This is a genomic window from Enterobacter cloacae complex sp. ESBL7 (assembly GCF_041679625.1).
Classification (GTDB): Bacteria; Pseudomonadota; Gammaproteobacteria; order Enterobacterales; family Enterobacteriaceae; genus Enterobacter; species Enterobacter asburiae_B.
This window is the reverse complement of record NZ_JBGORN010000005.1, coordinates 66,115-88,670: the sequence shown is the minus strand read 5'-3', so window position 1 is coordinate 88,670 and position 22,556 is coordinate 66,115. Positions and strand designations below refer to the sequence as shown.

The window sequence follows — 22,556 nt, the reverse complement described above, 5'->3', positions numbered from 1 at the left end:
GAGGAAATAGAATGTAGGCCGGGTAAGCGTCAGCGCTACCCGGCTTTTTTACATCAAACCACCATATTCAACAGCAGTACCCCGACCAGACCGCACACCGAAATAATGGTTTCCAGCGCGGACCAGGACTTGATGGTTTCACCGATCGTCAGGTTGAAGTACTCCTTGAACAGCCAGAAGCCAGGGTCGTTAACGTGAGAGAAAATCACGCTACCGGAACCGACGGCGATAACCATCAGCTCAGGGCTTACGCCCGTGGTCGCAATCAGCGGGGCAACGATACCGCCCGCGGTGATCGCCGCAACGGTCGCAGAACCCAGCGCAATACGCAGAACCGCGGCAATAGACCAGGCCATCAGGAGCGGCGATACGTTGGTTTCATGCATCATGGCAGCGATGTATTTATCCACGCCGCTGTCGACCAGAACCTGCTTGAATGCGCCGCCGCCGCCGATGATCAGGAGCATCATGGCAATGATTTTGATGGAAGAGGTCAGCGTGTCGTTGATCTGATCCATAGAACGGCCGCGGTTCAGGCCGAAGGTGAACATCGCGATCAGCACCGCAATCAGCGTTGCCATGACCGGGTCACCGAGGAATTCCGCAACGGACAGGAACGGATGACCTTTCGGCAGAATCATCTCCGCCACGGCACGCATCGCCATCAGGATCACCGGTACCAGAGAGGTCCAGACGCTGACGCCAAAGCCCGGCATCTCTTCTTCGGTGAAGGTTTTGGCGCTGTACAGACCTTCCGGAATCGGCTTATCAATGCCTTTCAGGAAGCGGGCATAAACCGGGCCCGCCAGAATCACGGTTGGGATCGCCAGAATTGTACCGAACAGCAGGGTTTTACCCATATCCGCGTGGAAAATGGTTGCTATAGCGGTTGGGCCCGGGTGCGGCGGCAGGAAGCCGTGGGTCACGGACAGCGCCGCAGCCATTGGCACACCGACATACAGCAGCGGGATGTTTGCCGCAGCCGCGATGGTGAACACCAGCGGCAGCATCAGCACGAAGCCCACTTCATAGAACAGCGCGAAGCCGACGGTAAAACCGGTTAACACCACGGCCCACTGAATGTGCTGTTTACCGAATTTGGCAATCAGGGTGGTGGCAATACGCTGTGCGCCCCCGCAGTCCGCCAGCATTTTGCCGAGCATGGCGCCGAAGCCCATGATCAGCGCCAGGCTGCCGAGCGTGCCTCCGACGCCGGCTTTGATAGAACTGATAACTTTAACCAGCGGCATACCCTGCATCAGACCGACTGCAAGTGCCACCAGAACCAGAGCGATAAATCCGTTCATTTTGAAACGGATCATCAAGAGCAGTAATAACACAACACCGATAGCAACGATGACTAATGGCATGATTTACCTGGCCTTTGAATTGTTATGGGTAACGTCATTGTTTCAACGACAAATTCCGATTGTCCCAACTGGGAACAGAGTGTTAACGGCACTCATACTGATGCCTTCGAAACCATTAAGTTTAGTCGGCTGTTATAAGGATGCTGAGTGCCCACGAGAATGATACGGGTAACATGGCGCGATTGAGAATCACCCTGGGAGGCTAAATTTGAATTATGAGACGCAGGTCAACATATAGAGGGAGAGCGGCGGGAAAACAAAAGCCGGGTGGCGGCTTCGCCTTACCCGGCCTACGATTCGGATGCTGTGTCCAGGCATACGCGCAGGCACAGTTTTGTAGGCCCGGCAAGCGCAGCGCTACCGGGCGATACAGACGGATACTGAATTAGTAGTAAGAGTGCTCGCCGCGCTGGTGCTCGGTCAGGTCACGCACGCCTTTCAGTTCCGGGAACTCGTTCAGCAGCTGCTTCTCGATCCCTTCTTTCAGCGTCACATCGACCATTGAACAGCCGTTACAGCCGCCGCCAAACTGCAGAATGGCAAAACCTTCGTCGGTGATTTCCATCAGGGAAACACGACCGCCGTGGCCCGCCAGCTGTGGGTTGATCTGGGATTGCAGCAGATACTCAACGCGCTCCATCAGCGGGGCATCGTCAGACACTTTACGCATTTTCGCGTTCGGCGCTTTCAGGGTCAGCTGAGAACCCAGCTGGTCGGTGACGAAGTCGATCTCCGCATCTTCAAGATACGGTGCACTCAGCTCATCAACGTAGGCGGTGAGCTGTTCAAATTTAAGGGCAGTGTCGGTGGCTTCCACAGCGTCCGGAGGACAATAAGAAACACCACATTCTGCATTCGGAGTGCCTGGATTAATCACAAACACGCGGATCTGCGTCCCTTCTTCCTGATTTGCCAGCAGTTTGGCAAAGTGCGCTTGTGCAGAATCGGAAATACGGATCATAGCTTTGGCCTAATAGTTGACTAAATTACCTGGGTATAATCATACGCCCATTGAAGAAGGGCTACAAGGTACGGCACAGACACCATACCTGAACCGACGCGGCGCCGCTTCGCAAAAGCAGTCGGGAAAGTTCAGCAACGGTACTGCCCGTGGTGACGACATCATCCACAATCGCGATATGGAGACCGTCGACCGGCAATTCAAGGCGAAAGGCATTTTTGAGGTTTCTTTTGCGCAGCCGTGCGCTGAGCTGATGCTGGATGGCGGTGGCATGAACGCGTGTCAGCGCGCGGGCCTCATACCGGCAGCCGAGCCACCGCGCGAGGGGACGGCAGAGCAGGTCACTCTGGTTATAGCCGCGCCGCCAGTGCCGACGTCGGTATAAAGGGACATTCACCACCATGTCAATTTTCGGCAGTGCCCGGTGACGTCGCGCCTGCAAAACTGCCAGCAACAGCAGGCGGGCAAGGGGCTGTGCCAGCGAGCTCTGCCCGGAAAACTTCAGCGCGTGGATCAGCCTGTTCAGCGGCGGAACATAATCATCCACGGCCACCAGCGCACTCCACGGCGGGGATTTTTTCAGGCAGCGGCCACAGGGCAACGAGGGGTTCGTGGCCGGTAAACCACATTGTGGACAGATCCCGATACGCCATTGCAGCGATCGCGTGCAGACGGAGCAGACGCCCCACCCGCTGAGCGCCAGCGGCATTTGGCATAGCCAGCACAAGCCGGGTACTGTTAGCATGTGCAACCTCCATGTGAAAAAAGAGAACAGTAACTGATGAAGACGCTGTGGTGGCAGACCGTAGGGACAGGAAATTGCCATCTTGTGCTGCTGCACGGATGGGGCCTGAATGCGGAGATATGGCATTGCATACGTGAGGAACTTGCCTCGCATTTCACGCTGCATCTGGTGGATTTACCCGGCTTTGGCCGCAGCCGCGGGTATGGCGCGTTGTCGCTTGATGAAATGGCGCAGCAGGTTCTGGACGCTGCGCCGCAAAACGCGGTCTGGCTGGGCTGGAGCCTGGGCGGGCTGGTGGCGAGCCAGATTGCGCTGTCGCAGCCTGAACGCGTAAAAGCGCTGGTGACGGTGGCGTCATCGCCCTGTTTTAGCGCGCAGGAAGAGTGGCCGGGGATCAAGCCTGACGTGCTGGCGGGCTTCCAGCAGCAGCTGAGCGAAGATTTCCAGCGGACCGTAGAGCGGTTCCTGGCATTGCAGACAATGGGCACTGACACCGCGCGTAAGGATGCCCGAACGCTGAAGCAGACCGTGCTTTCGCTGCCGATGCCGGAGGTTGAGGTGCTTAACGGCGGACTTGAGCTCCTGAAAACGGTTGACCTGCGCGAGCCGCTGGCCGCGCTGACGGTGCCGCACCTGCGTATCTACGGTTATCTCGACGGGATTGTGCCGCGCAAAGTGGTTCCGCTGCTGGATTCACTCTGGCCGGAGAGTGAATCGCAGATTATTGCCAAAGCCGCACATGCCCCGTTTATCTCTCATCCGACGGAATTTTGTTCAGCGCTGATTGCGTTAAGTCAACGTTTCGACTGATTATTTTCTATCCTGCCTGGAAAAAGTAACACACCGCAACCATACTCCAGATGTCGTTGCGGTTGTTCTGCCTACGATAATCAAAACAACAATCCTATGGAGAGTCAGGCTATGAAACTTGTTACAGGTATTGTCACTTCTCTGGTTATTGGGTCACTGTCATTTGGCGTCTTTGCGGCAAAAGAGCTGGAAAAAGATAAAGTTGCCGGCATGAATCTGACGAAAATTGGTGAGATTTCTACGTCTGACACCACCGCGCCGATGGATGCTCGCAGAGAGCTGTCGAAGAAAGCGGATGAGCTGGGCGGAACGTACTACGTCGTCACCAGTGCAGAAAAACAGACCAAAAACGTACGCGCAACGGCGGACGTCTACAAGTAATACGATAAAGCCGGGCAGCGATGCCCGGCTTTGTTAACGCAGCGTCCACCACTCCCTGAGGCAGGCCTTTCCTTCCGGACAGCTTTTACAACTGCCGGAGAGACAACCGTCCGCTTCTTCCTGAATCCGCACGGCTTTCCCCATGGCTTCCAGTCTTTCCAGCATGGCATCGATCATCGGCTGCGGCGTATGCAGGCTGAGGCTCAGCTGTTTCGCCTCCATTCGCCCTTGCAGTGCCAGCAGGTCACGAACCTGAATCAACGATGCCATGGTGTGCTCCTTAGTGACAGTCGCCCGCCGGGCTGCTGCAGCAGGTCGCGGCGGTTTTACGGTTTGCCAGCAGGTCGATGTCGACGCGGCTGCGCGCACGCCGCAGTAAACCGAGCACTATCACGTTAAACAGCACAACCGCGAGAATGCAGACCAGGCTGTAGCGCGGATGCTGGCTGAAATTAACGGTTTGATAAAAGAGCGTCGACAGCGAGTACGCAATGTTTAACCCCCACAGGATGGAGAAGCCCATCCAGCCGCGGCTGGACTCGCGGGCAATCGCCCCCATCACGGAGATGCACGGAATGTAGAGCAGAACAAAGATGAGGTAGCTGTAGGCCGCGGACGCGCTGCCAAATTTCTCCCCCATCACGCCCATGGCACCTGTTGCCATTTCGCCGTCGCCTTTGCTGGCCTCAATAGGGTTCGCCAGCACGCTCAGGCTGAAGGTGTCTTTCAGGCTCTGCCAGGTTTCCTCTACGGCACCCAGCAGTTCATGACCGAGATGAAACTCTGCCGGATTAAATTCCTGTTCCTGAATGTTCTCGGCGGTGTAAAGCGTGTTCAGGGTGCCGACAACCACCTCTTTCGCCATCGCTCCGGTGAATAGCCCGACGGTTGCCTGCCAGTTATCCTCATGCACGCCAATCGGTTTGAAGACCGGCGTGATGACGCGGCTGACGGAGGCGAGGGCAGAGTCGTTGATGTTATCCGCCGCCTGCCCGCTGAGGGTGAAGCTGTTCAGCGCGCTCAGGAAAATGCTGACGATGACAATCACCTTACCGGCGCGCAGCACAAAGCCCTTCAGGCGTTGCCAGGTCTGGATCGCCAGGCTTTTCAGATGCGGCACGTGATACACCGGCAGCTCCATCACAAACGGCGACGCTTCACCGCGCATGATGGTGTGCTTCAGCATTAAACCGGTAAGAATAGCCATCACGATGCCCAGCACGTACAGCGAGAAGACCGCCAGCGCGCCCTGCTGACCAAAGAAGGCTGCGGCAAAGACCGCAAAGATTGCCAGACGGGCGCCACAGGACATAAACGGCGCCATCATGATGGTCATCAGACGCTCACGTGGCGCATCCAGGGTGCGCGCGCCCATCACCGACGGTACGTTACAGCCGAAGCCGACAATCAGCGGGACGAAGGATTTACCTGGCAGACCCAGCGCCTGCATCAGACGATCCATCACGAACGCGGCGCGCGCCATGTAGCCGGAATCTTCCAGGAACGAGAGGAACAGATACATCATGCCGATCTGCGGCACCAGAGGCAGAACGGTGTTGATACCGCCGCCGATCCCCTGTGCGAGGAAGATGGTTAACCATTCAGGGAAGTGCAGGGTGTAACCCACCCACTGAATTCCGTGGACGAAGACCGCGACGGAACCGGCGTCGAAAATAGGCTGGAGTGCGCCGCCGATGTTAATGGCGAGCAGGAACATCACGTACATGACCAGCAGGAAGATGGGCAAACCGAGGAAGCGGTTAAGCACAACCTTATCCACCGCTGCCGTAAAGCGGCTGGGCTCTGCCGTCAGGGCGTTACTGACAACGTCGCAAATCGAGGCGATGGCCTGGTAACGCGCGTCGGCGATGTGCAGCGCCGGGTCGTCCAGCTCGTCGCTAAGACGGGCCACCGTCGCGTCCAGCTTATCAGCCGCATGCCCGGCGTAAGCGCGGCTGTAGATATCCCCTTCCAGCATCTGCAGGCCGAGCCACAGGCGCTGTTTTGCAGGCATGCTTTTGTCCATCTCCTGCGCCAGCACATTGGCTTCGCGCAGGAGAGGCTTCGCGTAATGCACCAGCTCAATGTCATGATTTCCCTGGTGACGGTCAATAGCCAGCTTCAGCGCATCAATACCGCGAGCGCGCGTCGAGACCAGCGGAACGACCGGGCAACCCAGGCGCGCGGAGAGGGCATCGACGTCGATACGCAGCTTTTGTTTCTCCGCAATGTCGAGCATGTTGAGCGCCACGATGCAGGGGATACCCAGCTCCAGCAGCTGCAGCGTCAGATAAAGGTTACGTTCGAGATTGGAAGCGTCGACCACGTTGATCAGCAGGTCCGCGTCGCCGCCAAGAATGTAGTGGCAGGCAATCTGCTCATCGAGCGAGGTTTGCGACGAAATGGTGGTTAAGGAGTAGGTGCCGGGAAGGTCAACCAGCGTCACCTGGCTGTCCGTTGTCGTGAACTGGCCCTCTTTACGCTCAACCGTCACGCCCGCCCAGTTGCCCACGCGCTGGCGGGCTCCGGTCAGCTGGTTAAAAAGCGTAGTCTTGCCGGAATTAGGATTGCCAATTAAGCCAATAGTTAACTTTTTCATTTTTTTAGACTCACTGAAACCGCTGGCTTGTTATCGGGATAAGGCTTCGACTTCTATTAACGCGAGGTCTTTCTTACGCAGCACCAGATTCACGCGGCGGGTTTCGATGTGAACCGGATCGCCCAGCGGCGCCACGCGCACGACCTGGAATGACGAGCCGGGCAGCATGCCCAGCGACAGCAGCTTTTGCCGATAGGCTGGGCTAATTTCGCGGGTAAAACCGGTAATCTTCCATGCACTGTCTGGAGTGAATTGCATAACGCCTGATTCCACGAAAGGTTAAATTATCTACTATGGGATGATAATGAGAATAGTTTTTATCAGCAATATTAAAACTGTGACGGAATGTTGTTTACGGTATTAATTTACGGCCTGTTTGACCTGGCTCAATATTTGCTGAATTGCCTGGAAAACAAAAAGGGGAGTATTTGTTAACGGGGTGATAATTCATGGTTTAAATATGGCTATGCAATCGGTTTCATATATTTCGATATGAATTTATTCCCCCCACCCATGAGGACGAGGGGGAAAGACTGCACCGTGCGATCCCCTCTCCCCTTTGGGGAGAGGGTTAGGGTGAGGGGCATTGACAGCCTTAGCGTTTCTTACCCATCGCTGCCGCCAGCGCATCCATCATCGCGCTGTTGCCTGCAGGCTGAGCATCACGTCCGCGCGGTTTTGCCGCTTTCGCGGCCGGGCGCTGCTGCTCGCGACCGCTGCCATTGCCGCCGCGGCGCGCGCTGGTGTCGCCCGGCTGCTCGTCCAGACGCATGGTCAGCGCGATACGCTTGCGCTGCAGATCGACTTCCAGCACTTTCACCTTCACGATGTCGCCCGCTTTGACCACGGTGTGCGGGTCTTCAACGAACTTGTCGGCAAGGGAAGAGATATGCACCAGACCGTCCTGATGTACGCCGATATCCACAAACGCGCCAAAGTTAGTGACGTTGGTCACCGCGCCTTCCAGCACCATGCCGGGCAGCAGGTCATTCATGGTTTCCACGCCGTCAGCAAAGGTCGCCGTCTTGAACTCAGGACGCGGATCGCGGCCCGGCTTTTCCAGCTCTTTGATGATGTCGGTGACGGTGGGGACACCAAATTTGTCATCGGTGAAATCAACGGCTTTCAGGTTGCGCAGGGCGCTGCTGTCACCCATAAGATCTTTCAGTGCCTGCTGGGTGGCGGCCAGAATGCGCTCCACAACCGGGTACGCTTCCGGGTGAACGGTGGAGGCATCCAGCGGGTTATCGCCGTGGTTGATGCGCAGGAAGCCCGCACACTGCTCAAAGGCTTTTGGCCCCAGACGGCTCACCTTCAGCAGCTGCTGACGATTTTGGAACTGGCCGTTCTCATCACGCCAGGCGACGATGTTCTGCGCCATCATGCGGGTTAAGCCCGCCACGCGGGTCAGCAGGGGAACGGAAGCGGTGTTCAGGTCAACGCCGACGGCGTTTACGCAGTCTTCCACCACCGCATCCAGCTTGCGCGCCAGCTGAGTCTGGCTCACGTCGTGCTGATACTGGCCCACGCCGATGGATTTCGGGTCGATCTTCACCAGCTCCGCCAGCGGATCCTGCAGGCGGCGTGCGATAGAGACCGCACCGCGCAGGGAAACGTCCAGGTCCGGGAACTCCTGGGCCGCCAGCTCGGACGCAGAATAGACGGATGCTCCCGCTTCGCTGACTATCACTTTCTGTGCCGTCACTTTCGGGAACTGCTTCTGCACGTCGAGGTAGAAACGCTCGGTTTCGCGTGAGGCCGTACCGTTGCCGATGGCAACCAGCTCCACATTGTATTTTTCGCACAGCGCCGCCACCACGACGGCCGCTTTCGCTGCCTGGCCGGTGTGCGGATAAATGGTATCGGTCGCCACCAGCTTGCCGGTGCCGTCAACCACAGCGACCTTCACGCCGGTACGCAGACCCGGATCGAGACCCATAGTCGCACGCAGGCCGGCAGGGGCGGCCATCAGCAGGTCGTGCAGGTTACGGGCGAAGACGTTAATCGCTTCGTCTTCGGCGCGCTCGCGCACGGTGCCCATCAGCTCGGTTTCGAGGTGCATCAGCACCTTGATGCGCCAGGTCCAGCTCACCACGCCTTTGCGCCAGCTGTCCGCCGGGGCGTTGTTCAGGCGCAGGCCGAGATGGTCGATAATGATCTGCTCGCAGTGGCTCTCTTTCGGCGGCTCGTCAAACTGCGGGTCGGCGTTCAGGGAGAGCTGGAGCACGCCTTCGTTGCGGCCGCGGAACATCGCCAGCGCGCGGTGTGAAGGGGCGGTAGAGATCGGTTCGTGGTGATCGAAGTAGTCGCGGAATTTCGCGCCTTCTTCCTCTTTGCCCGCGACGACGGTAGAGACGATGTGGGCATTCTTCCACAGGTAATCACGCACTTTAGCGAGCAGGGCGGCGTCTTCGGCGAAGCGCTCCATCAGAATGTAGCGCGCGCCGTCGAGGGCGGCCTTGGTATCCGCTACGCCTTTGTCGGCGTCGATAAATTTGGCAGCTTCGGTTTCCGGATCGTGGGACGGCTCGCTCCACAGCAGGTCGGCCAGCGGCTCAAGACCCGCTTCAATCGCAATCTGCCCGCGCGTGCGGCGCTTCGGTTTGTACGGCAGATAGAGATCTTCGAGTTCGGTTTTGCTCAGGGTGCCGTTGATGGCGCTTTCAAGCTCGCTGGTCAGCTTGCCCTGTTCGCCGATGGATTTGAGGATCGCCTGACGACGTTCTTCCAGCTCGCGCAGATAGCCCAGACGGGTCTCCAGGTTACGCAGCTGCGTGTCATCCAGACCGCCGGTGACTTCCTTACGATAGCGTGCAATAAACGGCACGGTGTTCCCTTCATCAAGCAGGCGAACGGCAGCTTCTACCTGTTCGGCTCTGGCCTGAATATCACCCGCAATAATGCGGCAGAGCGAATCTTTCATCATGGCTTTATCATCTGTTGAGTCGAAAAATCAGGGGATAGTTATACGGGCTGACACGGCAAAATGCCAGCCGGGGAGGGCGCTCTCGGACTATTTTACGTAGACGATCTCATTGACGTACCAGCTGGCTTCACCGGCAGGGGTCTGAACGACGGCCAGATCGCCCACTTCCTTTTTCAGCAGCGCGCGAGCCATCGGGGAGTCGATGGAGATGTAGTCCTTACGACCAAAAATTTCATCGTAGCCGACAATGCGAAAACGCAGAGTGTCGCCATCGTCGTTTTCAATCTCCACCCACGCGCCGAAGAACACTTTGCCCTCCTGCTGCGGGGAGTAATCGACAATTTTGAGATTCTCGAGACACTTCGTCAGGTAGCGAACCCGGCGGTCAATTTCGCGCAGCCGCTTTTTGTTGTACTGGTAGTCAGCGTTTTCGCTGCGATCGCCCAGGCTTGCTGCCCAGGTCACCTTTTTGGTTACTTCAGGACGCTCTTCGCGCCAGAGGTAATCCATCTCTTTTTTGAGCTTTTCGTACCCTTCGCGGGTGATCAGGGGCGTTTTCATGGTAAAGCCTTTGCTGCCTGCCGGTTAACTGTCTTGCGCACAATACGTACCGCACAGTGTAACAGACAGGATTAATAATGATTTATGTGATGAAATGAGCAGATAAGCTGCTGTTAAATATGCTTTGTAACAATTTCGACTAGAATTTATACCAGAATTAACTGGTCGAATACGTGCACTTTTTTAGAATACGCTGTTACAAAGACTATCCGAACCTTTGGGAGTACACACAATGCAAGAGAACTACAAAATTCTGGTCGTGGATGACGACATGCGCCTGCGCGCGCTGCTGGAGCGTTATCTGACCGAGCAGGGCTTCCAGGTTCGTAGCGTCGCGAACGCTGAGCAGATGGACCGTCTGCTGACCCGTGAATCTTTCCACCTGATGGTTCTCGACCTGATGCTGCCTGGCGAAGACGGGCTTTCTATTTGCCGCCGTCTGCGCAGCCAGAGCAACCCGATGCCGATCATCATGGTGACGGCGAAGGGTGAGGAAGTTGACCGTATCGTCGGCCTCGAAATCGGCGCAGATGACTACATTCCAAAACCGTTTAACCCGCGTGAACTGCTGGCGCGTATTCGCGCTGTGCTGCGCCGTCAGGCGAACGAACTGCCTGGCGCACCGTCTCAGGAAGAAGCCGTCATTGCCTTCGGCAAGTTCAAGCTGAACCTCGGCACGCGCGAGATGTTCCGTGAAGATGAGCCAATGCCGCTCACCAGCGGCGAGTTTGCGGTTCTGAAAGCGCTGGTCAGCCACCCGCGTGAACCGCTTTCCCGCGACAAGCTGATGAACCTGGCGCGCGGTCGCGAATACTCCGCAATGGAACGCTCCATTGACGTGCAGATCTCCCGCCTGCGCCGCATGGTGGAAGAAGATCCTGCGCATCCTCGTTATATTCAGACCGTATGGGGTCTGGGCTACGTGTTCGTCCCGGACGGCTCTAAAGCATGAGGCGAATGCGCTTCTCGCCGCGTAGCTCGTTTGCCCGCACCCTGTTGCTGATCGTCACCCTGCTGTTCGTCAGCCTGGTGACGACCTATCTGGTGGTGCTGAACTTTGCGATCCTGCCGAGCCTCCAGCAGTTTAATAAGGTCCTGGCCTACGAAGTCCGTATGCTGATGACCGACAAACTGCAGCTGGAGGACGGCACGCAGCTCGTCGTTCCCCCGGCGTTTCGCCGTGAAATCTACCGTGAGCTGGGCATTTCGCTCTACTCCAACGAAGCGGCGGAAGACGCTGGCCTGCGCTGGGCGCAGCACTACGAATTCCTCAGCCAGCAGATGGCGCAGCAGCTGGGCGGCCCAACGGAAGTGCGCGTTGAGGTCAACAAAAGCTCGCCCGTCGTCTGGCTGAAAACGTGGCTGTCACCCAATATCTGGGTGCGCGTTCCGCTGACCGAAATCCATCAGGGCGACTTCTCGCCGCTGTTCCGCTACACCCTGGCGATTATGCTGCTGGCGATAGGCGGCGCGTGGCTATTTATCCGTATCCAGAACCGACCGCTGGTCGACCTGGAGCACGCTGCGCTGCAGGTCGGTAAAGGAATTATTCCACCTCCGCTGCGCGAGTATGGTGCCTCGGAAGTCCGTTCGGTGACGCGCGCGTTTAACCATATGGCGGCAGGCGTGAAGCAGCTGGCGGACGATCGTACGCTGCTGATGGCGGGCGTAAGCCATGACCTGCGCACGCCGCTAACGCGTATTCGTCTGGCGACGGAGATGATGGGGGAAGAGGACGGTTATCTCGCCGAGTCCATTAACAAGGACATCGAAGAGTGTAATGCCATCATCGAGCAGTTCATCGACTACCTGCGCACCGGGCAAGAGATGCCAATGGAGATGGCGGATCTGAACGCGGTGCTGGGCGAGGTGGTGGCGGCGGAAAGCGGCTACGAGCGCGAGATTGATACCGACCTGCAGGCGGGTGAAATTCAGGTACGCATGCACCCGCTCTCCATTAAGCGCGCGGTGGCGAACATGGTGGTCAACGCGGCGCGCTACGGCAATGGCTGGATCAAAGTCAGCAGCGGGTCTGAACTCAACCGCGCCTGGTTCCAGGTGGAAGACGACGGTCCTGGCATCAAGCCCGAGCAGCGTAAGCATCTGTTCCAGCCGTTTGTGCGCGGCGACAGCGCGCGCAGCACCAGCGGCACGGGCTTAGGCCTGGCGATTGTTCAGCGTATTATCGATAACCACAACGGACTGCTGGAGATTGGCACCAGCGAGCGGGGTGGGCTGAGCATTCGCGCCTGGCTGCCGGTACCGGTGACGCGGGGGCAGGTGAAAGAGGGTTAAAAAAAGGGTGGCAATTGCCACCCTTTTTTGTAGGTCGGGTAAGGTGAAGCCGCCACCCGACAAAATGCGGTCTCTGCGGTCTGATGCCCTCACCCCGGCCCTCTCCCACGGGGAGAGGGAGAAGGACTACAGCTTCGGACCCGCGCTCACCAGCGCAGCACCCGCCGGGGTATCGGTGTACTTCTCGAAGTTCTCGATAAACAGCTTCGCCAGCGATTCTGCTTTCTCGCGCCACTGCTCCGGAGAACCGTACGTGTTGCGCGGGTCGAGGATATGCGTATCCACACCCGGCAGCGACGTAGGGATCGCCAGGTCAAACATCGGCAGCGTGAAGGTTTCGGCGTCGTCCAGAGAACCATCCAGAATGGCGTCGATAATCGCGCGGGTATCTTTGATGGAGATACGTTTGCCGGTACCGTTCCAGCCGGTGTTCACCAGGTATGCCTGCGCGCCGGATGCCTGCATGCGTTTCACCAGCACTTCAGCGTACTGCGTCGGGTGCAGCGACAGGAAGGCCGCGCCGAAGCAGGCGGAGAAGGTTGGGGTTGGCTCCGTCACGCCACGCTCGGTACCCGCCAGCTTGGCGGTAAAACCGGAGAGGAAGTGATACTGCGTCTGGCTGGCCGTCAGGCGAGACACCGGAGGCAGCACGCCGAACGCATCCGCGGTCAGGAAAATGACCTTCGTGGCATGACCCGCTTTTGACACCGGCTTCACGATATTGTCGATGTGGTAGATCGGGTAAGAAACGCGGGTGTTCTCCGTTTTCGACGCATCGTCGAAGTCGATGGAGCCGTCGGCACGCACGGTGACGTTTTCCAGCAGCGCATCGCGACGGATCGCGTGGAAGATATCAGGCTCGGCCTCTTCAGACAGGCGAATGGTCTTCGCGTAGCAGCCGCCTTCAAAGTTGAATACGCCGTCGTCATCCCAGCCGTGTTCGTCATCGCCAATCAGGCGACGTTTTGCATCGGTGGACAGGGTGGTTTTCCCGGTGCCGGACAGGCCGAAGAATACCGCCACGTCGCCTTTTTCACCGACGTTAGCCGAGCAGTGCATGGAGGCGATGCCCCGCAGCGGCAGCAGGTAGTTCATGACCGAGAACATCCCTTTCTTCATTTCGCCGCCGTACCAGGTACCGCCTATCAGCTGGATACGCTCGGTCAGGTTGAAGGCCACAAAGTTTTCGGAGTTCAGACCCTGCTCTTTCCACTGTGGGTTCGTGCATTTCGCACCGTTCATCACGATGAAATCCGGGGTGAAATCCTGCAGCTCTTCGTCGGTTGGACGAATAAACATGTTTTTCACGAAGTGCGCCTGCCAGGCCACTTCAGTGATAAAACGCACGGAGAGACGGGTATCGGCGTTAGCGCCGCAGAAAGCGTCGACAATGAACAGACGCTTGCCGGAAAGTTGATGAGTGACGAGCCCTTTCAGGTGCTGCCAGGTTTCCGGGGAGAGCGGTTTGTTGTCGTTCTTCCCTTTGCCCTTATCAGCCCACCATAGCGTATCGCGGGTGGTTTCGTCTCGGACGATATACTTATCTTTCGGCGAACGACCGGTAAAAATACCGGTATCGACGGCGATAGCACCAAGATTCGTCAACACACCACGCTCGTATCCTTCCAGTGCTGGATTGAGCTCTTCCTGATACAGCGTATCGTAGTCGGGGTTGTAGACGATTTCCTGGACGTCGTGAATACCATAAGCCTTGAGATCTTGCGGGGTTAAACCAGTAACACGCATATCACTGCTCCTTAGCCAATATGTACTGCCTGAAATTGTAGGGTTTTTCTGAGGTTGTTAACCGCGACGGGGCTCATAGATTTACGCATCTGGACAAAACCCTTACTAACGGAAAACGCTGCGACTCCAGTCACAGCGCAGGCGGATTATCGCAGGAATCGCTTTTTGGTTGGGGAAAATGTTCCGAAAAGGTTAAAGAGTGGTGATTTTATCGGAAAGAATGTGAATGTAATCGCATACACGTAAGAAAATTACGTAAGAGTTACATAAGGAAAACGATTCAGCTTGGGGGGAGTTTTTTACCCCTCACCCCAGCCCTCTCCCCAAAGGGGAGAGGGGGTTCAAGTTCCCTCTCCCCTTTGGGGAGAGGGCTGGGTGAGGGGAAAGAGGTTTAGTGAACCTGCGGATCCGCTGGGGAGGCGTTATTGCGGATCTCAGCGATATCCATCGAATTGAACACGTAGTGCGTACCGCAGTAGTCACAGTGCATATCAATTTCGCCGTCTTCCGCCATGATGCTGTCGATCTCTTCATCCGGCAGGGTTTTCAGCGCGCCAGCACAGCGCTCGCGTGAGCAGGTGCACTTAAATTCCACGGACTGCGGGTCGTAAACCGTTACTTCTTCTTCGTGGTACAGACGCCACAGCACGTCGGTCGCCGACAGGTTGAACAGCTCTTCCGCTTTGATGGTTTCGGTCAGCGTCGCCAGGTGCTCAAAGTCATTGGTTTGTGCGTCCTGCGCAGGCAGAACCTGCAGCAGCATACCGCCCGCAGCAGGCTGACCGTCCACTTCACCGGTGCGGATGAAGAGACGCGTCGGCAGCTGTTCAGAACGCATGAAGTAATCTTCCAGGCAGGCTGCCAGGGTATCGCCTTCCAGACCCACCACGCCCTGATAGCGCTCGCCTTCCTCTGGGGAGATGGTGATCACCAGGTAGCCATTACCCACCAGCGTTTTGAGGTCTGCATTTTCAGGCACGTCGCCCTGAACGCGCGCCACGCCGCGCATCTGCTGCTGGTTATTGCCGTTGATCACCGCCAGCGTCATCGGGCCGTCACCCTGCAGCTGCACGGTGATATCACCGGCAAACTTCAGCGTCGCCGTCAGCAGGCTGGTGGCAACCAGCAGTTCGCCCAACAGGGTCTTCACCGGCAGCGGGTAGTTGTGGTTTTCCAGAATCTGTTTCCAGGTTTCGGATACGGTGACCAGCTCGCCGCGCACGGCGAATTGTTCAAACAGATAGCGGTGTAATTGGTCGTGTTGGGCCATTTTCATCTCTCGTGCGGGTGAGGTTAATCAGTCTCACCGTGTTTAAATTTCATTAGATCGCGGCGCTCTTTTTTATCCGGTCGCCGGTCCGGGTGGGGCATCGTCAGCGCGTTCATTTTGCGCGCCAGCGCGGTCTTCTCGCGCTTTTCAATGCTCTCCGCCGTCTCTTCATAAAGTAGTACGGCTTCCGCTGCAGGTCGACGCTGTTCGGTAATGGCTTTAATCACCACCGTACGTTCATCGTTGCCCTGACGCAGCGTTAAGGTGGCATTCAGCTCAACCAGCTTGCTCGGTTTGCTGCGCTGGCCGTTGTAATGCACTTTTCCGCCGTCAACCATCTCGCGGGCAAGGGCGCGTGTTTTATAAAAACGCGCTGCCCACAGCCATTTATCCAGTCTTACCCCGTCAGAGGGTTTTTCTTTCATGGCGTCTCCTTCACGGTCAGTGAGGGGATCATCTGGCGATAGTCGTTCAGCCCAGGGTGGCGCAGATAGCTTTTTTCAGCCAGGCCAGAGTCAGGATTGGTCACGCCCAGACAGTAGCGAATGCCGAACCTTGCCGCGGAATCCAGAATGGGCTCGCTGTCATCAATGAACAACGTACGTTCTGGCTGCAAACCCGTCTCTTCCCTTACCGCATGCCACAACCGCTGATCCTCTTTCGGATAACCAAATGTGTGGGTGGAAAGTAATAAATCAAGGTGCGACGCCAGACCGGTATGCTCCAGCTTCACCGCCAGATTATGTGGATGCGCGTTGGTCAACAAAATACGGCGCTTGCCGCTCGCTTTCAGCGCATCCAGAAAGGGCACGGTGTCCTCGCGCAGAACGGCGCGCGGGCCCTGGGCGGTGGTCATGGCACAAATATCCAAACCGAGGCGCTCGCTCCAGTAGTCAAGACAGTACCAGTTTAGCGTATGTTGCACCGCGCTATATTGCGAACGAATGAATGCCTGCGCTTCTGCCGGGGAGATCCCCTGCTGCTCGCCATAGGTTTCAGGAACCAGCGTTTGCCAGAAATAGTTATCAAAGGCGAGATCGAGCAGCGTGCCGTCCATATCCAGCAGAACGGTATCTACCTCCTGCCAGGCGATATCAAGATGCATAAGGGGGAACTCCAGCCAGAAGAAACGTGCGCGACAGGGTAGCACATCTTGTCGCGCAACGACGTTATCAGATCAGGCTCTCAGACGAGGGGATCAGCTTTGGATTGAGGCAGTTTTCATAATACTGCTGAATGTCGGCAAGCCGGGTGCGCGAGCGCTGGTAGCGGCGCAGGGCCATAAAGCCGTTCCAGAAAATGGCGATCAGCATCGCGGTCATCAGCAGAGAGGTGCCGATGTAACGCCACAAGCCTGCGCTATCCGGCATCCGGTGCAGGCCGATATGGCGAGTGCCGTTGGCGTCGGTATAAATACTCGTAACAATCCCTTCGGCGCTGAACGGCGTTTGCATCAGCATCTGCGCCAGGCGCTGGAACTGGCTCCACTGCTCCTGCGCCGGGTAGTCATAAAGCGCAACCTGCGGGTAGGGCTGATCGACCAGATCGCTGCCTTCATCGCTTGCTATCACAAAGCCACCCGGCGCCGGGCTGTTCAGCGCCTGAGCCGCACGGGTGGTCTCGCGCATCATGAACGGCGACGTCGAGGTGGCGACCAGGTTATCCAGCGATTCCGCGCTCACCGGACGCAGCAGCACGTTAACGCCATCCAGTCGTCCCGCTTCGGCGCGTTTTACCAGCGAGTCCCAGTCTTTGCTGTTCCCCAGGTTTACCAGGGCGTTTTTAAGGCGTATGCACTCATCCTGAGAGGAGCATAAATCCTGCGTTTTCAGGACGATGTCACCAAAATCATCCAGCAGAACCATGCCTGATTTCTGAATGGCCGAGCGCAGCGCGGGGCTGACGCGCGAATCATCGTCCGGTTTCGGATGCAGCTGGCGGTTAACCGTCTGGGTAAGAGCCGTGGCCTTATTCACCACTTCGGATTCCGGCAGCGGCAGCGGCGGCGCGTCGTTCCAGATAATTTGCGAACAGTCGAACGGCATGAACGGCGAGCTCTGACGCGTGTTCCACGCCCCCGGGGTGTGAATATTACACATCCCGGTCCCTTTCAGGCGCAGCGTGTCCCCCACGCGTACACCGGCTTCATCCAGTTTGTTGACGCTGGTCGCTTCAATGGTTTGCGCCCCTTTGATCCACGACAGGGTGAATTTAATGGGCATATCCAGCGGCACGAAAAGCAGCAGCATGGCTAAGACCAGCGCGGCGCCGCCGGCAATGACCGTACTGCGCAGCCAGTGCTGAAGCGGGAAATTTTTCACTTCATCATGCAGGGATAAGAAGCGCCCCTGGCGCACAACGTGGCGGTCAAGGTAGATATCAATATCGGTTTTCTGCCCTAAATCCTGTGCGATCCACGGCTGCCAGTGACGCGGGTAGATCAGGTCGATAATACCGAGCGAAATATTGTTGAGATGTTCCTGATCGTTTTCACCGAACAGGCCCCAGCGCTTTGGCGTCCCGCGCAGGCAGTGGATCTCGCGCAACGAGGTTTTAGCCGGTGGAGCAAAGAGACCCCAAAGCCCGCCGGCCAGCAGCAGCACCGCGCCGCCAGCCAGCCAGGGGACAAACACATCCGGCGTCAGCAGGCAGATAAAAAAGAGCAGGAAGGCAGCAACGATCAGAATGGCTTCACGGATGCCGTCCGGGCGGCTCAGGGCGTACTCTTCATGCGTTTCCTGGCGAATGTTCAGCAGTTCGATCTGCTCTGTCTCTTCGCCACGAATGGACGCCTGCGTTGAACTCGCGCGCTCCAGCGCAAAACGCGGGGCTTCCTGAAGGTATTCATTCAGCGTATGGCCGTTAAGCGTGATAACCAGAGGCAACGAATCGGTGTGAATCAGCTCAACGCTGTTTTCGTCATTAATGTATTGCTCCCAGGACGGGGGCAGATGCACTTCGACGGAATCAAGGTAATAGCGCCATTTGTTCGGGTCATCAGTGGTAATGCCATAGCGCGTGATGGAGCGCGTCACGCACAGCACGGTATCACTTTGCGCATTCAGCTTTAGCGCGACGGGCGCAGCGGTGGCTCCCGTTGGCCCAGGCGTTAACTGAGTACGGTTCAGGATTTCGAGATAGTTTTCAACCGCATCGCGCTCGTCCTGCGTGAGTTTACGCGTGCTCGCACCCGCAAATGCGTTTAAAAAAGGCAGACGATAACGGCGCTGTACGCGGCGCCTGTACAACCACCCTGCAACCAACGCGCCGGCCAGCATAGCAGCGAGAACAATCAAAATGGTGCTCATGCTTTCCCCATCTTACTTATCTTCTTACAGGTGTAGTCAGTAGCACCTTTACATTGAATGAGAGTCTGTGGCTGGCTATCGGCAAGTATGGAGTCGAACTTGAGCATTCTGAAGCGCATCCCAGTGACCGGTGATGATAGCAAAGCCTGTTATGGCGCGATATCAGCAAATTCCTGGAAACATTTCAACCTCTTGACATTTGTTTTGAATTGAGGATTGATCCCTGATACGTTGCATAAATGTAAATAAAGAACGATTGACATTGCCGAAACCGTGCGGCATATCGCACAATAACGCCAGTTCTCACTGCTAAGACCCATCAAGATGAGCAAACCATTACAAAAACCCACCATTCTGAATGTTGAAACTGTCGCCAAATCGCGCCTGTTTAATGTCGAAAGTGTGGACCTGGAGTTCAGCAACGGTGTGCGTCGCGTTTATGAACGTATGCGCCCCTCTTCGCGCGAAGCGGTGATGATTGTTCCCATTGTCGACGATCATCTGATTTTGATCCGCGAATACGCTGTGGGAACGGAATCTTACGAGCTTGGGTTCTCGAAAGGGCTTATCGACCCGGGTGAAACCGTCTTTGAAGCGGCAAACCGCGAGCTGAAAGAAGAGGTCGGCTTCGGTGCGAATGAGCTTTCATTCCTGAAAAAGCTAAGCATGGCGCCGTCCTATTTTTCCAGCAAAATGAATATCGTGGTGGCTGAAGATCTCTATCCTGAATCGCTGGAAGGGGATGAGCCGGAGCCGCTGCCGCAGGTTCGCTGGCCGCTAGCGCACCTGATGGATCTGCTTGAAGACCCTGACTTTAATGAGGCTCGCAACGTGAGCGCGCTGTTCCTGGTACGGGAGTGGTTGAAGGGGCAGGGGCGATTGTAGTGGCCTGATGCCCTCACCCCAACCCTCTCCCACGGGAAGAGGGAGCAAACACAAAAACGGCAACCAAAGGTTGCCGTTTTGCTTTGTTGTCAGAACAGCTCGTGCGTCTCGCCGTTATCAATAATCTCTGTCCCCACCTCATGCACCGCCTGCGTGGTTGGCTGCGTGCCCTCGATGAAATACTCTTCGCGACTATTACCGCCGTTGGCGAGCTGGCCCGTGCTGCGGTCGATATTAACCGTCACCACGCCTGGCGGTGGCGTTAACGGCTGCTCCGGCACGCCTTCAAGAACGGACTTCATGTAGGCGTCCCAGGCCGGCTGCGCGCTCTTTGCTCCGCCTTCGTAGCCGGAAATCTGATCCTTAATCGCGCCGGATGCCGTTGTACGGCCTAAGTCACGGCGGTGATCGTCGAAACCGATCCAGACCGACGTCACCACGCCCGGGCCGTAGCCGGAGAACCACGCATCTTTCGAGCTGTTGGTTGTCCCCGTTTTACCGCCGATGTCATGACGCTGCAAATCGCGCCCTGCGCGCCAGCCTGTGCCCTGCCAGCCCGGTTCACCGAAGATGTTGGTGTTCAGCGCGCTTTTGATCAGGAACGACAGCGGCGTGTTGATCACGTGCGGGGCATATTCTGGCGCGCCAGTCTGTGCCACCAGCGACTGGTTAGCCTGCTCAAGCTGCGGCTGCGGCACGACGCCGTTCTGCTGCTCCTGAGACACGGCAGGGTCTTCCATGTCCTTATTCTCAAGCACCTCGGATTTTGGCGTATTACCATAAATCACCGGAATATCGCAGTCAGGGCAGGCAATTTTCGGCTTCGCTTCGAACAGCACGCCGCCCTGGTCGTTCTCGATTTTGCTGATGAAGTACGGGTCAATCAGGAAGCCGCCGTTGGCCATCACCGAGTACCCGCGTGCGACCTGAAGCGGCGTAAACGAGGCGGAGCCTAACGCCAGCGACTCGGTGCGAACGATGTTCTGCGCCGGGAAACCGAAGCGCTGCAGATACTCTGCGGCATAGTCGACGCCCATTGCGCGCATGGCGCGCACCATCACCACGTTTTTCGACTGTCCCAGGCCCTGACGGAGACGAATTGGGCCGGCATACTCCGCAGGGGAGTTCTTCGGCTGCCAGTCGGAACCGGCACCGGCATCCCAGCGGGAGATTGGGACGTCGTTAAGGATGCTGGCGAGGGTCAAGCCCTTATCCATCGCTGCCGTGTAGAGGAACGGTTTGATATTGGAACCGACCTGACGCAGCGCCTGAGTGGCGCGGTTAAATTTGCTCTGGTTGAAATCAAACCCGCCGACCAGGGCCAGAACGGCACCGTTCTGTGGATTGATAGAGACCAGGGCCGAGTTGACGTCCGGCACCTGTGCCAGCCACCAGGATTCGCCTACCTTGCGCACCCAGATTTGCTGCCCGGTCTGGACGGCATCGGTCACTTTACGCGGCGTTGCGCCCTGCAGCGTATCCGAGCGGTAAGGACGCGCCCAGCGGATACCGTCCATACGCAGCGAGACGGACGTACCGTCCGCGAGCGTCGCAACGGCTTCCTGAGGATCGGCCTGCGTCACCACGGCAGGAAGGAGCGGACCATAGGTTGGCAGCGCCTTCAGCGTACTGGTGATTTTTTTGCTGTCCCACGCGCTTTCGCCCACTTTCCAGAGCACGTTTGACGGGCCGCGATAGCCGTGACGCATATCGTAGTCCATCACGTTGTTCCGCACCGCTTCCTGAGCCGCCTGCTGGACCTTACGGGTGACGGTGGTGTACACGCGATAGCCATCTTCATAGGCCTTGTCACCATAGCGATTCACCATCTCCTGGCGAACCATTTCGGTCAGGTAAGGGGACGCGAAGGCGATCTCAGGGGCGTGGTAGTTAGCGTCAATGACATCGTTACGCGCCTGGTCGTACTCGCTCTGGCTGATGTAGCCTTCGCTCAGCATACGTGACAAAACGACGTTACGGCGCGCGGTGGCGCGATCGAGCGAGTAGAGCGGGTTAAACGTGGACGGCGCTTTCGGCAGACCGGCGATGGTTGCCATTTCGCTTAAGGTGAGCTGCTCAACGGGCTTACCGAAGTACACCTGTGCGGCAGCCCCCACGCCATAGGCGCGGTAACCCAGGTAGATTTTGTTGAGGTACAGCTCAAGGATTTCGTCTTTGCTCAGCAGCTGCTCAATACGGATCGCGAGGAACACCTCTTTGATCTTGCGTATCAGCGTCTTTTCAGGGCTGAGGAAGAAGTTACGCGCCAGCTGCTGCGTAATGGTACTCGCCCCCTGAGAGGCGTGACCAGAGAACAACGCAATGCTCGCGGCACGGAAAATCCCCACCGGATCGACACCGTGGTGCTCGTAAAAACGGCTGTCCTCCGTGGCGATAAAGGCTTTCACCATCACGGGGGGGATTTGGTTTAAGGTCAGCGGAATACGACGCTTCTCGCCATACTGCGCCATCAGCTCGCCATCGGCGCTATAGACTTGCATCGGGATCTGGAGGCGCACATCGCGAAGCGTGGCGACATCAGGTAGCTGTGGCTCAATATATTTGTATAAACCGTATATCGAGCCTGCTCCCAGCAGAATGCAACAGACTGCAAGGATGAATAAATACTTTACGAACTTCACCGGAGATTTCCCATTTGGTTTCACTTGGGCAGTTTCTAAACAATCGCGCGGTAGTAT

19 protein-coding genes are annotated in these 22,556 nt (G+C 57.1%); 5 read left to right on the top strand and 14 right to left on the bottom strand.

The window, feature by feature from the left end; translation table 11 throughout:
* Positions 1-53: 53 nt before the first annotated feature.
* The 3 genes from gntT to gntX all read right to left on the bottom strand — a co-directional run bounded on the left by gntT (position 54) and on the right by gntX (position 3,076).
* Entirely contained in the window at positions 54-1,370 is a 1,317-nt protein-coding gene (gntT, locus tag ACERY3_RS17740) for a gluconate transporter (RefSeq protein WP_063441650.1), read from the bottom strand.
* Between the two features lie 385 nt (positions 1,371-1,755).
* Positions 1,756-2,331: a Fe-S biogenesis protein NfuA gene (gene nfuA, locus ACERY3_RS17735; RefSeq protein ID WP_008503055.1), complete on the bottom strand. Its 576-nt coding sequence runs from the start codon at positions 2,329-2,331 to the stop codon at positions 1,756-1,758.
* Between the two features lie 61 nt (positions 2,332-2,392).
* The gene (gntX, locus tag ACERY3_RS17730) at positions 2,393-3,076 is read right to left on the bottom strand and encodes a DNA utilization protein GntX (RefSeq protein WP_047059832.1); all 684 of its coding nucleotides are present in this window, start codon (positions 3,074-3,076) and stop codon (positions 2,393-2,395) included.
* Positions 3,077-3,112: 36 nt separating this feature from the next.
* On the opposite strand from gntX, the gene bioH reads away from it, so the two are divergent.
* Both bioH and ACERY3_RS17720 read left to right on the top strand, forming a co-directional pair.
* Entirely contained in the window at positions 3,113-3,886 is a 774-nt protein-coding gene (gene bioH, locus ACERY3_RS17725) for a pimeloyl-ACP methyl ester esterase BioH (RefSeq protein WP_033146825.1), read from the top strand.
* Between the two features lie 111 nt (positions 3,887-3,997).
* Positions 3,998-4,267, top strand: a complete 270-nt coding sequence (locus tag ACERY3_RS17720; RefSeq protein WP_033146824.1) for a YdgH/BhsA/McbA-like domain containing protein — start codon at positions 3,998-4,000, stop codon at positions 4,265-4,267.
* Positions 4,268-4,300: 33 nt separating this feature from the next.
* Here ACERY3_RS17720 and feoC read toward each other — a convergent pair whose 3' ends face one another.
* From feoC to greB, 5 genes are all read right to left on the bottom strand, one after another.
* Positions 4,301-4,537, bottom strand: coding sequence for a [Fe-S]-dependent transcriptional repressor FeoC (gene feoC, locus ACERY3_RS17715; RefSeq protein WP_048976275.1), 237 nt, complete (start codon positions 4,535-4,537; stop codon positions 4,301-4,303).
* A 10-nt stretch (positions 4,538-4,547) separates the two neighbouring features.
* On the bottom strand, positions 4,548-6,866 hold the full coding sequence (feoB, locus tag ACERY3_RS17710) for a Fe(2+) transporter permease subunit FeoB (RefSeq protein ID WP_373226172.1): 2,319 nt from the start codon (positions 6,864-6,866) through the stop codon (positions 4,548-4,550).
* Positions 6,867-6,896: 30 nt separating this feature from the next.
* A complete protein-coding gene (feoA, locus tag ACERY3_RS17705; RefSeq protein WP_008503050.1) occupies positions 6,897-7,124 on the bottom strand; it encodes a ferrous iron transporter A in 228 nt (75 codons plus the stop codon).
* A gap of 337 nt (positions 7,125-7,461) precedes the next feature.
* The gene (locus ACERY3_RS17700) at positions 7,462-9,792 is read right to left on the bottom strand and encodes a Tex family protein (RefSeq protein WP_373226171.1); all 2,331 of its coding nucleotides are present in this window, start codon (positions 9,790-9,792) and stop codon (positions 7,462-7,464) included.
* Between the two features lie 87 nt (positions 9,793-9,879).
* Complete coding sequence (greB, locus tag ACERY3_RS17695; RefSeq protein WP_014885539.1) at positions 9,880-10,353, bottom strand: transcription elongation factor GreB; 474 nt, start codon at positions 10,351-10,353, stop codon at positions 9,880-9,882.
* Positions 10,354-10,585: 232 nt separating this feature from the next.
* Between greB and ompR the strand changes: the two genes are divergently transcribed.
* Together ompR and envZ are read left to right on the top strand one after the other, a co-directional pair.
* Positions 10,586-11,305: a two-component system response regulator OmpR gene (ompR, locus tag ACERY3_RS17690; protein ID WP_001157751.1), complete on the top strand. Its 720-nt coding sequence runs from the start codon at positions 10,586-10,588 to the stop codon at positions 11,303-11,305.
* On the top strand, positions 11,302-12,648 hold the full coding sequence (gene envZ / locus ACERY3_RS17685) for a two-component system sensor histidine kinase EnvZ (protein WP_010436407.1): 1,347 nt from the start codon (positions 11,302-11,304) through the stop codon (positions 12,646-12,648). The genes ompR and envZ overlap by 4 nt, the downstream gene beginning before the upstream one ends.
* 126 nt (positions 12,649-12,774) lie before the next feature.
* Here envZ and pckA read toward each other — a convergent pair whose 3' ends face one another.
* From pckA to ACERY3_RS17660, 5 genes are all read right to left on the bottom strand, one after another.
* Positions 12,775-14,394, bottom strand: coding sequence for a phosphoenolpyruvate carboxykinase (ATP) (gene pckA / locus ACERY3_RS17680; RefSeq protein ID WP_373226170.1), 1,620 nt, complete (start codon positions 14,392-14,394; stop codon positions 12,775-12,777).
* A 391-nt stretch (positions 14,395-14,785) separates the two neighbouring features.
* Positions 14,786-15,670, bottom strand: a complete 885-nt coding sequence (gene hslO, locus ACERY3_RS17675; RefSeq protein ID WP_161495995.1) for an Hsp33 family molecular chaperone HslO — start codon at positions 15,668-15,670, stop codon at positions 14,786-14,788.
* Between the two features lie 17 nt (positions 15,671-15,687).
* Positions 15,688-16,089, bottom strand: coding sequence for a ribosome-associated heat shock protein Hsp15 (gene hslR / locus ACERY3_RS17670; RefSeq protein ID WP_029740483.1), 402 nt, complete (start codon positions 16,087-16,089; stop codon positions 15,688-15,690).
* Positions 16,086-16,769, bottom strand: a complete 684-nt coding sequence (gene yrfG / locus ACERY3_RS17665; protein WP_032662264.1) for a GMP/IMP nucleotidase — start codon at positions 16,767-16,769, stop codon at positions 16,086-16,088. Before yrfG ends, hslR begins: the two co-directional genes overlap by 4 nt.
* Positions 16,770-16,836: 67 nt before the next feature.
* Entirely contained in the window at positions 16,837-18,972 is a 2,136-nt protein-coding gene (locus tag ACERY3_RS17660; RefSeq protein ID WP_033146817.1) for an intracellular growth attenuator family protein, read from the bottom strand.
* A 324-nt stretch (positions 18,973-19,296) separates the two neighbouring features.
* Between ACERY3_RS17660 and nudE the strand changes: the two genes are divergently transcribed.
* Positions 19,297-19,857 (top strand): ADP compounds hydrolase NudE, encoded by a 561-nt coding sequence (nudE, locus tag ACERY3_RS17655; RefSeq protein ID WP_008503041.1) that lies wholly within the window; start codon positions 19,297-19,299, stop codon positions 19,855-19,857.
* Positions 19,858-19,946: 89 nt separating this feature from the next.
* Here the strand turns inward: nudE and mrcA are convergent, their stop codons facing one another.
* Positions 19,947-22,499, bottom strand: coding sequence for a peptidoglycan glycosyltransferase/peptidoglycan DD-transpeptidase MrcA (mrcA, locus tag ACERY3_RS17650; RefSeq protein WP_047059820.1), 2,553 nt, complete (start codon positions 22,497-22,499; stop codon positions 19,947-19,949).
* Between the last annotated feature and the right edge of the window lie 57 nt (positions 22,500-22,556).

Coding starts and splice junctions, on each gene's coding strand:
- hslR (WP_029740483.1), bottom strand. CDS start 16,089: ATGAAAGAAAAACCCTCTGACGGGGTAAGACTGGATAAATGGCTGTGG.
- feoA (WP_008503050.1), bottom strand. CDS start 7,124: ATGCAATTCACTCCAGACAGTGCATGGAAGATTACCGGTTTTACCCGC.
- feoC (WP_048976275.1), bottom strand. CDS start 4,537: ATGGCATCGTTGATTCAGGTTCGTGACCTGCTGGCACTGCAAGGGCGA.
- bioH (WP_033146825.1), top strand. CDS start 3,113: ATGAAGACGCTGTGGTGGCAGACCGTAGGGACAGGAAATTGCCATCTT.
- yrfG (WP_032662264.1), bottom strand. CDS start 16,769: ATGCATCTTGATATCGCCTGGCAGGAGGTAGATACCGTTCTGCTGGAT.
- greB (WP_014885539.1), bottom strand. CDS start 10,353: ATGAAAACGCCCCTGATCACCCGCGAAGGGTACGAAAAGCTCAAAAAA.
- pckA (WP_373226170.1), bottom strand. CDS start 14,394: ATGCGTGTTACTGGTTTAACCCCGCAAGATCTCAAGGCTTATGGTATT.
- ompR (WP_001157751.1), top strand. CDS start 10,586: ATGCAAGAGAACTACAAAATTCTGGTCGTGGATGACGACATGCGCCTG.
- gntX (WP_047059832.1), bottom strand. CDS start 3,076: ATGCTAACAGTACCCGGCTTGTGCTGGCTATGCCAAATGCCGCTGGCG.
- nfuA (WP_008503055.1), bottom strand. CDS start 2,331: ATGATCCGTATTTCCGATTCTGCACAAGCGCACTTTGCCAAACTGCTG.
- ACERY3_RS17700 (WP_373226171.1), bottom strand. CDS start 9,792: ATGATGAAAGATTCGCTCTGCCGCATTATTGCGGGTGATATTCAGGCC.
- feoB (WP_373226172.1), bottom strand. CDS start 6,866: ATGAAAAAGTTAACTATTGGCTTAATTGGCAATCCTAATTCCGGCAAG.
- ACERY3_RS17720 (WP_033146824.1), top strand. CDS start 3,998: ATGAAACTTGTTACAGGTATTGTCACTTCTCTGGTTATTGGGTCACTG.
- gntT (WP_063441650.1), bottom strand. CDS start 1,370: ATGCCATTAGTCATCGTTGCTATCGGTGTTGTGTTATTACTGCTCTTG.
- ACERY3_RS17660 (WP_033146817.1), bottom strand. CDS start 18,972: ATGAGCACCATTTTGATTGTTCTCGCTGCTATGCTGGCCGGCGCGTTG.
- envZ (WP_010436407.1), top strand. CDS start 11,302: ATGAGGCGAATGCGCTTCTCGCCGCGTAGCTCGTTTGCCCGCACCCTG.
- hslO (WP_161495995.1), bottom strand. CDS start 15,670: ATGAAAATGGCCCAACACGACCAATTACACCGCTATCTGTTTGAACAA.
- nudE (WP_008503041.1), top strand. CDS start 19,297: ATGAGCAAACCATTACAAAAACCCACCATTCTGAATGTTGAAACTGTC.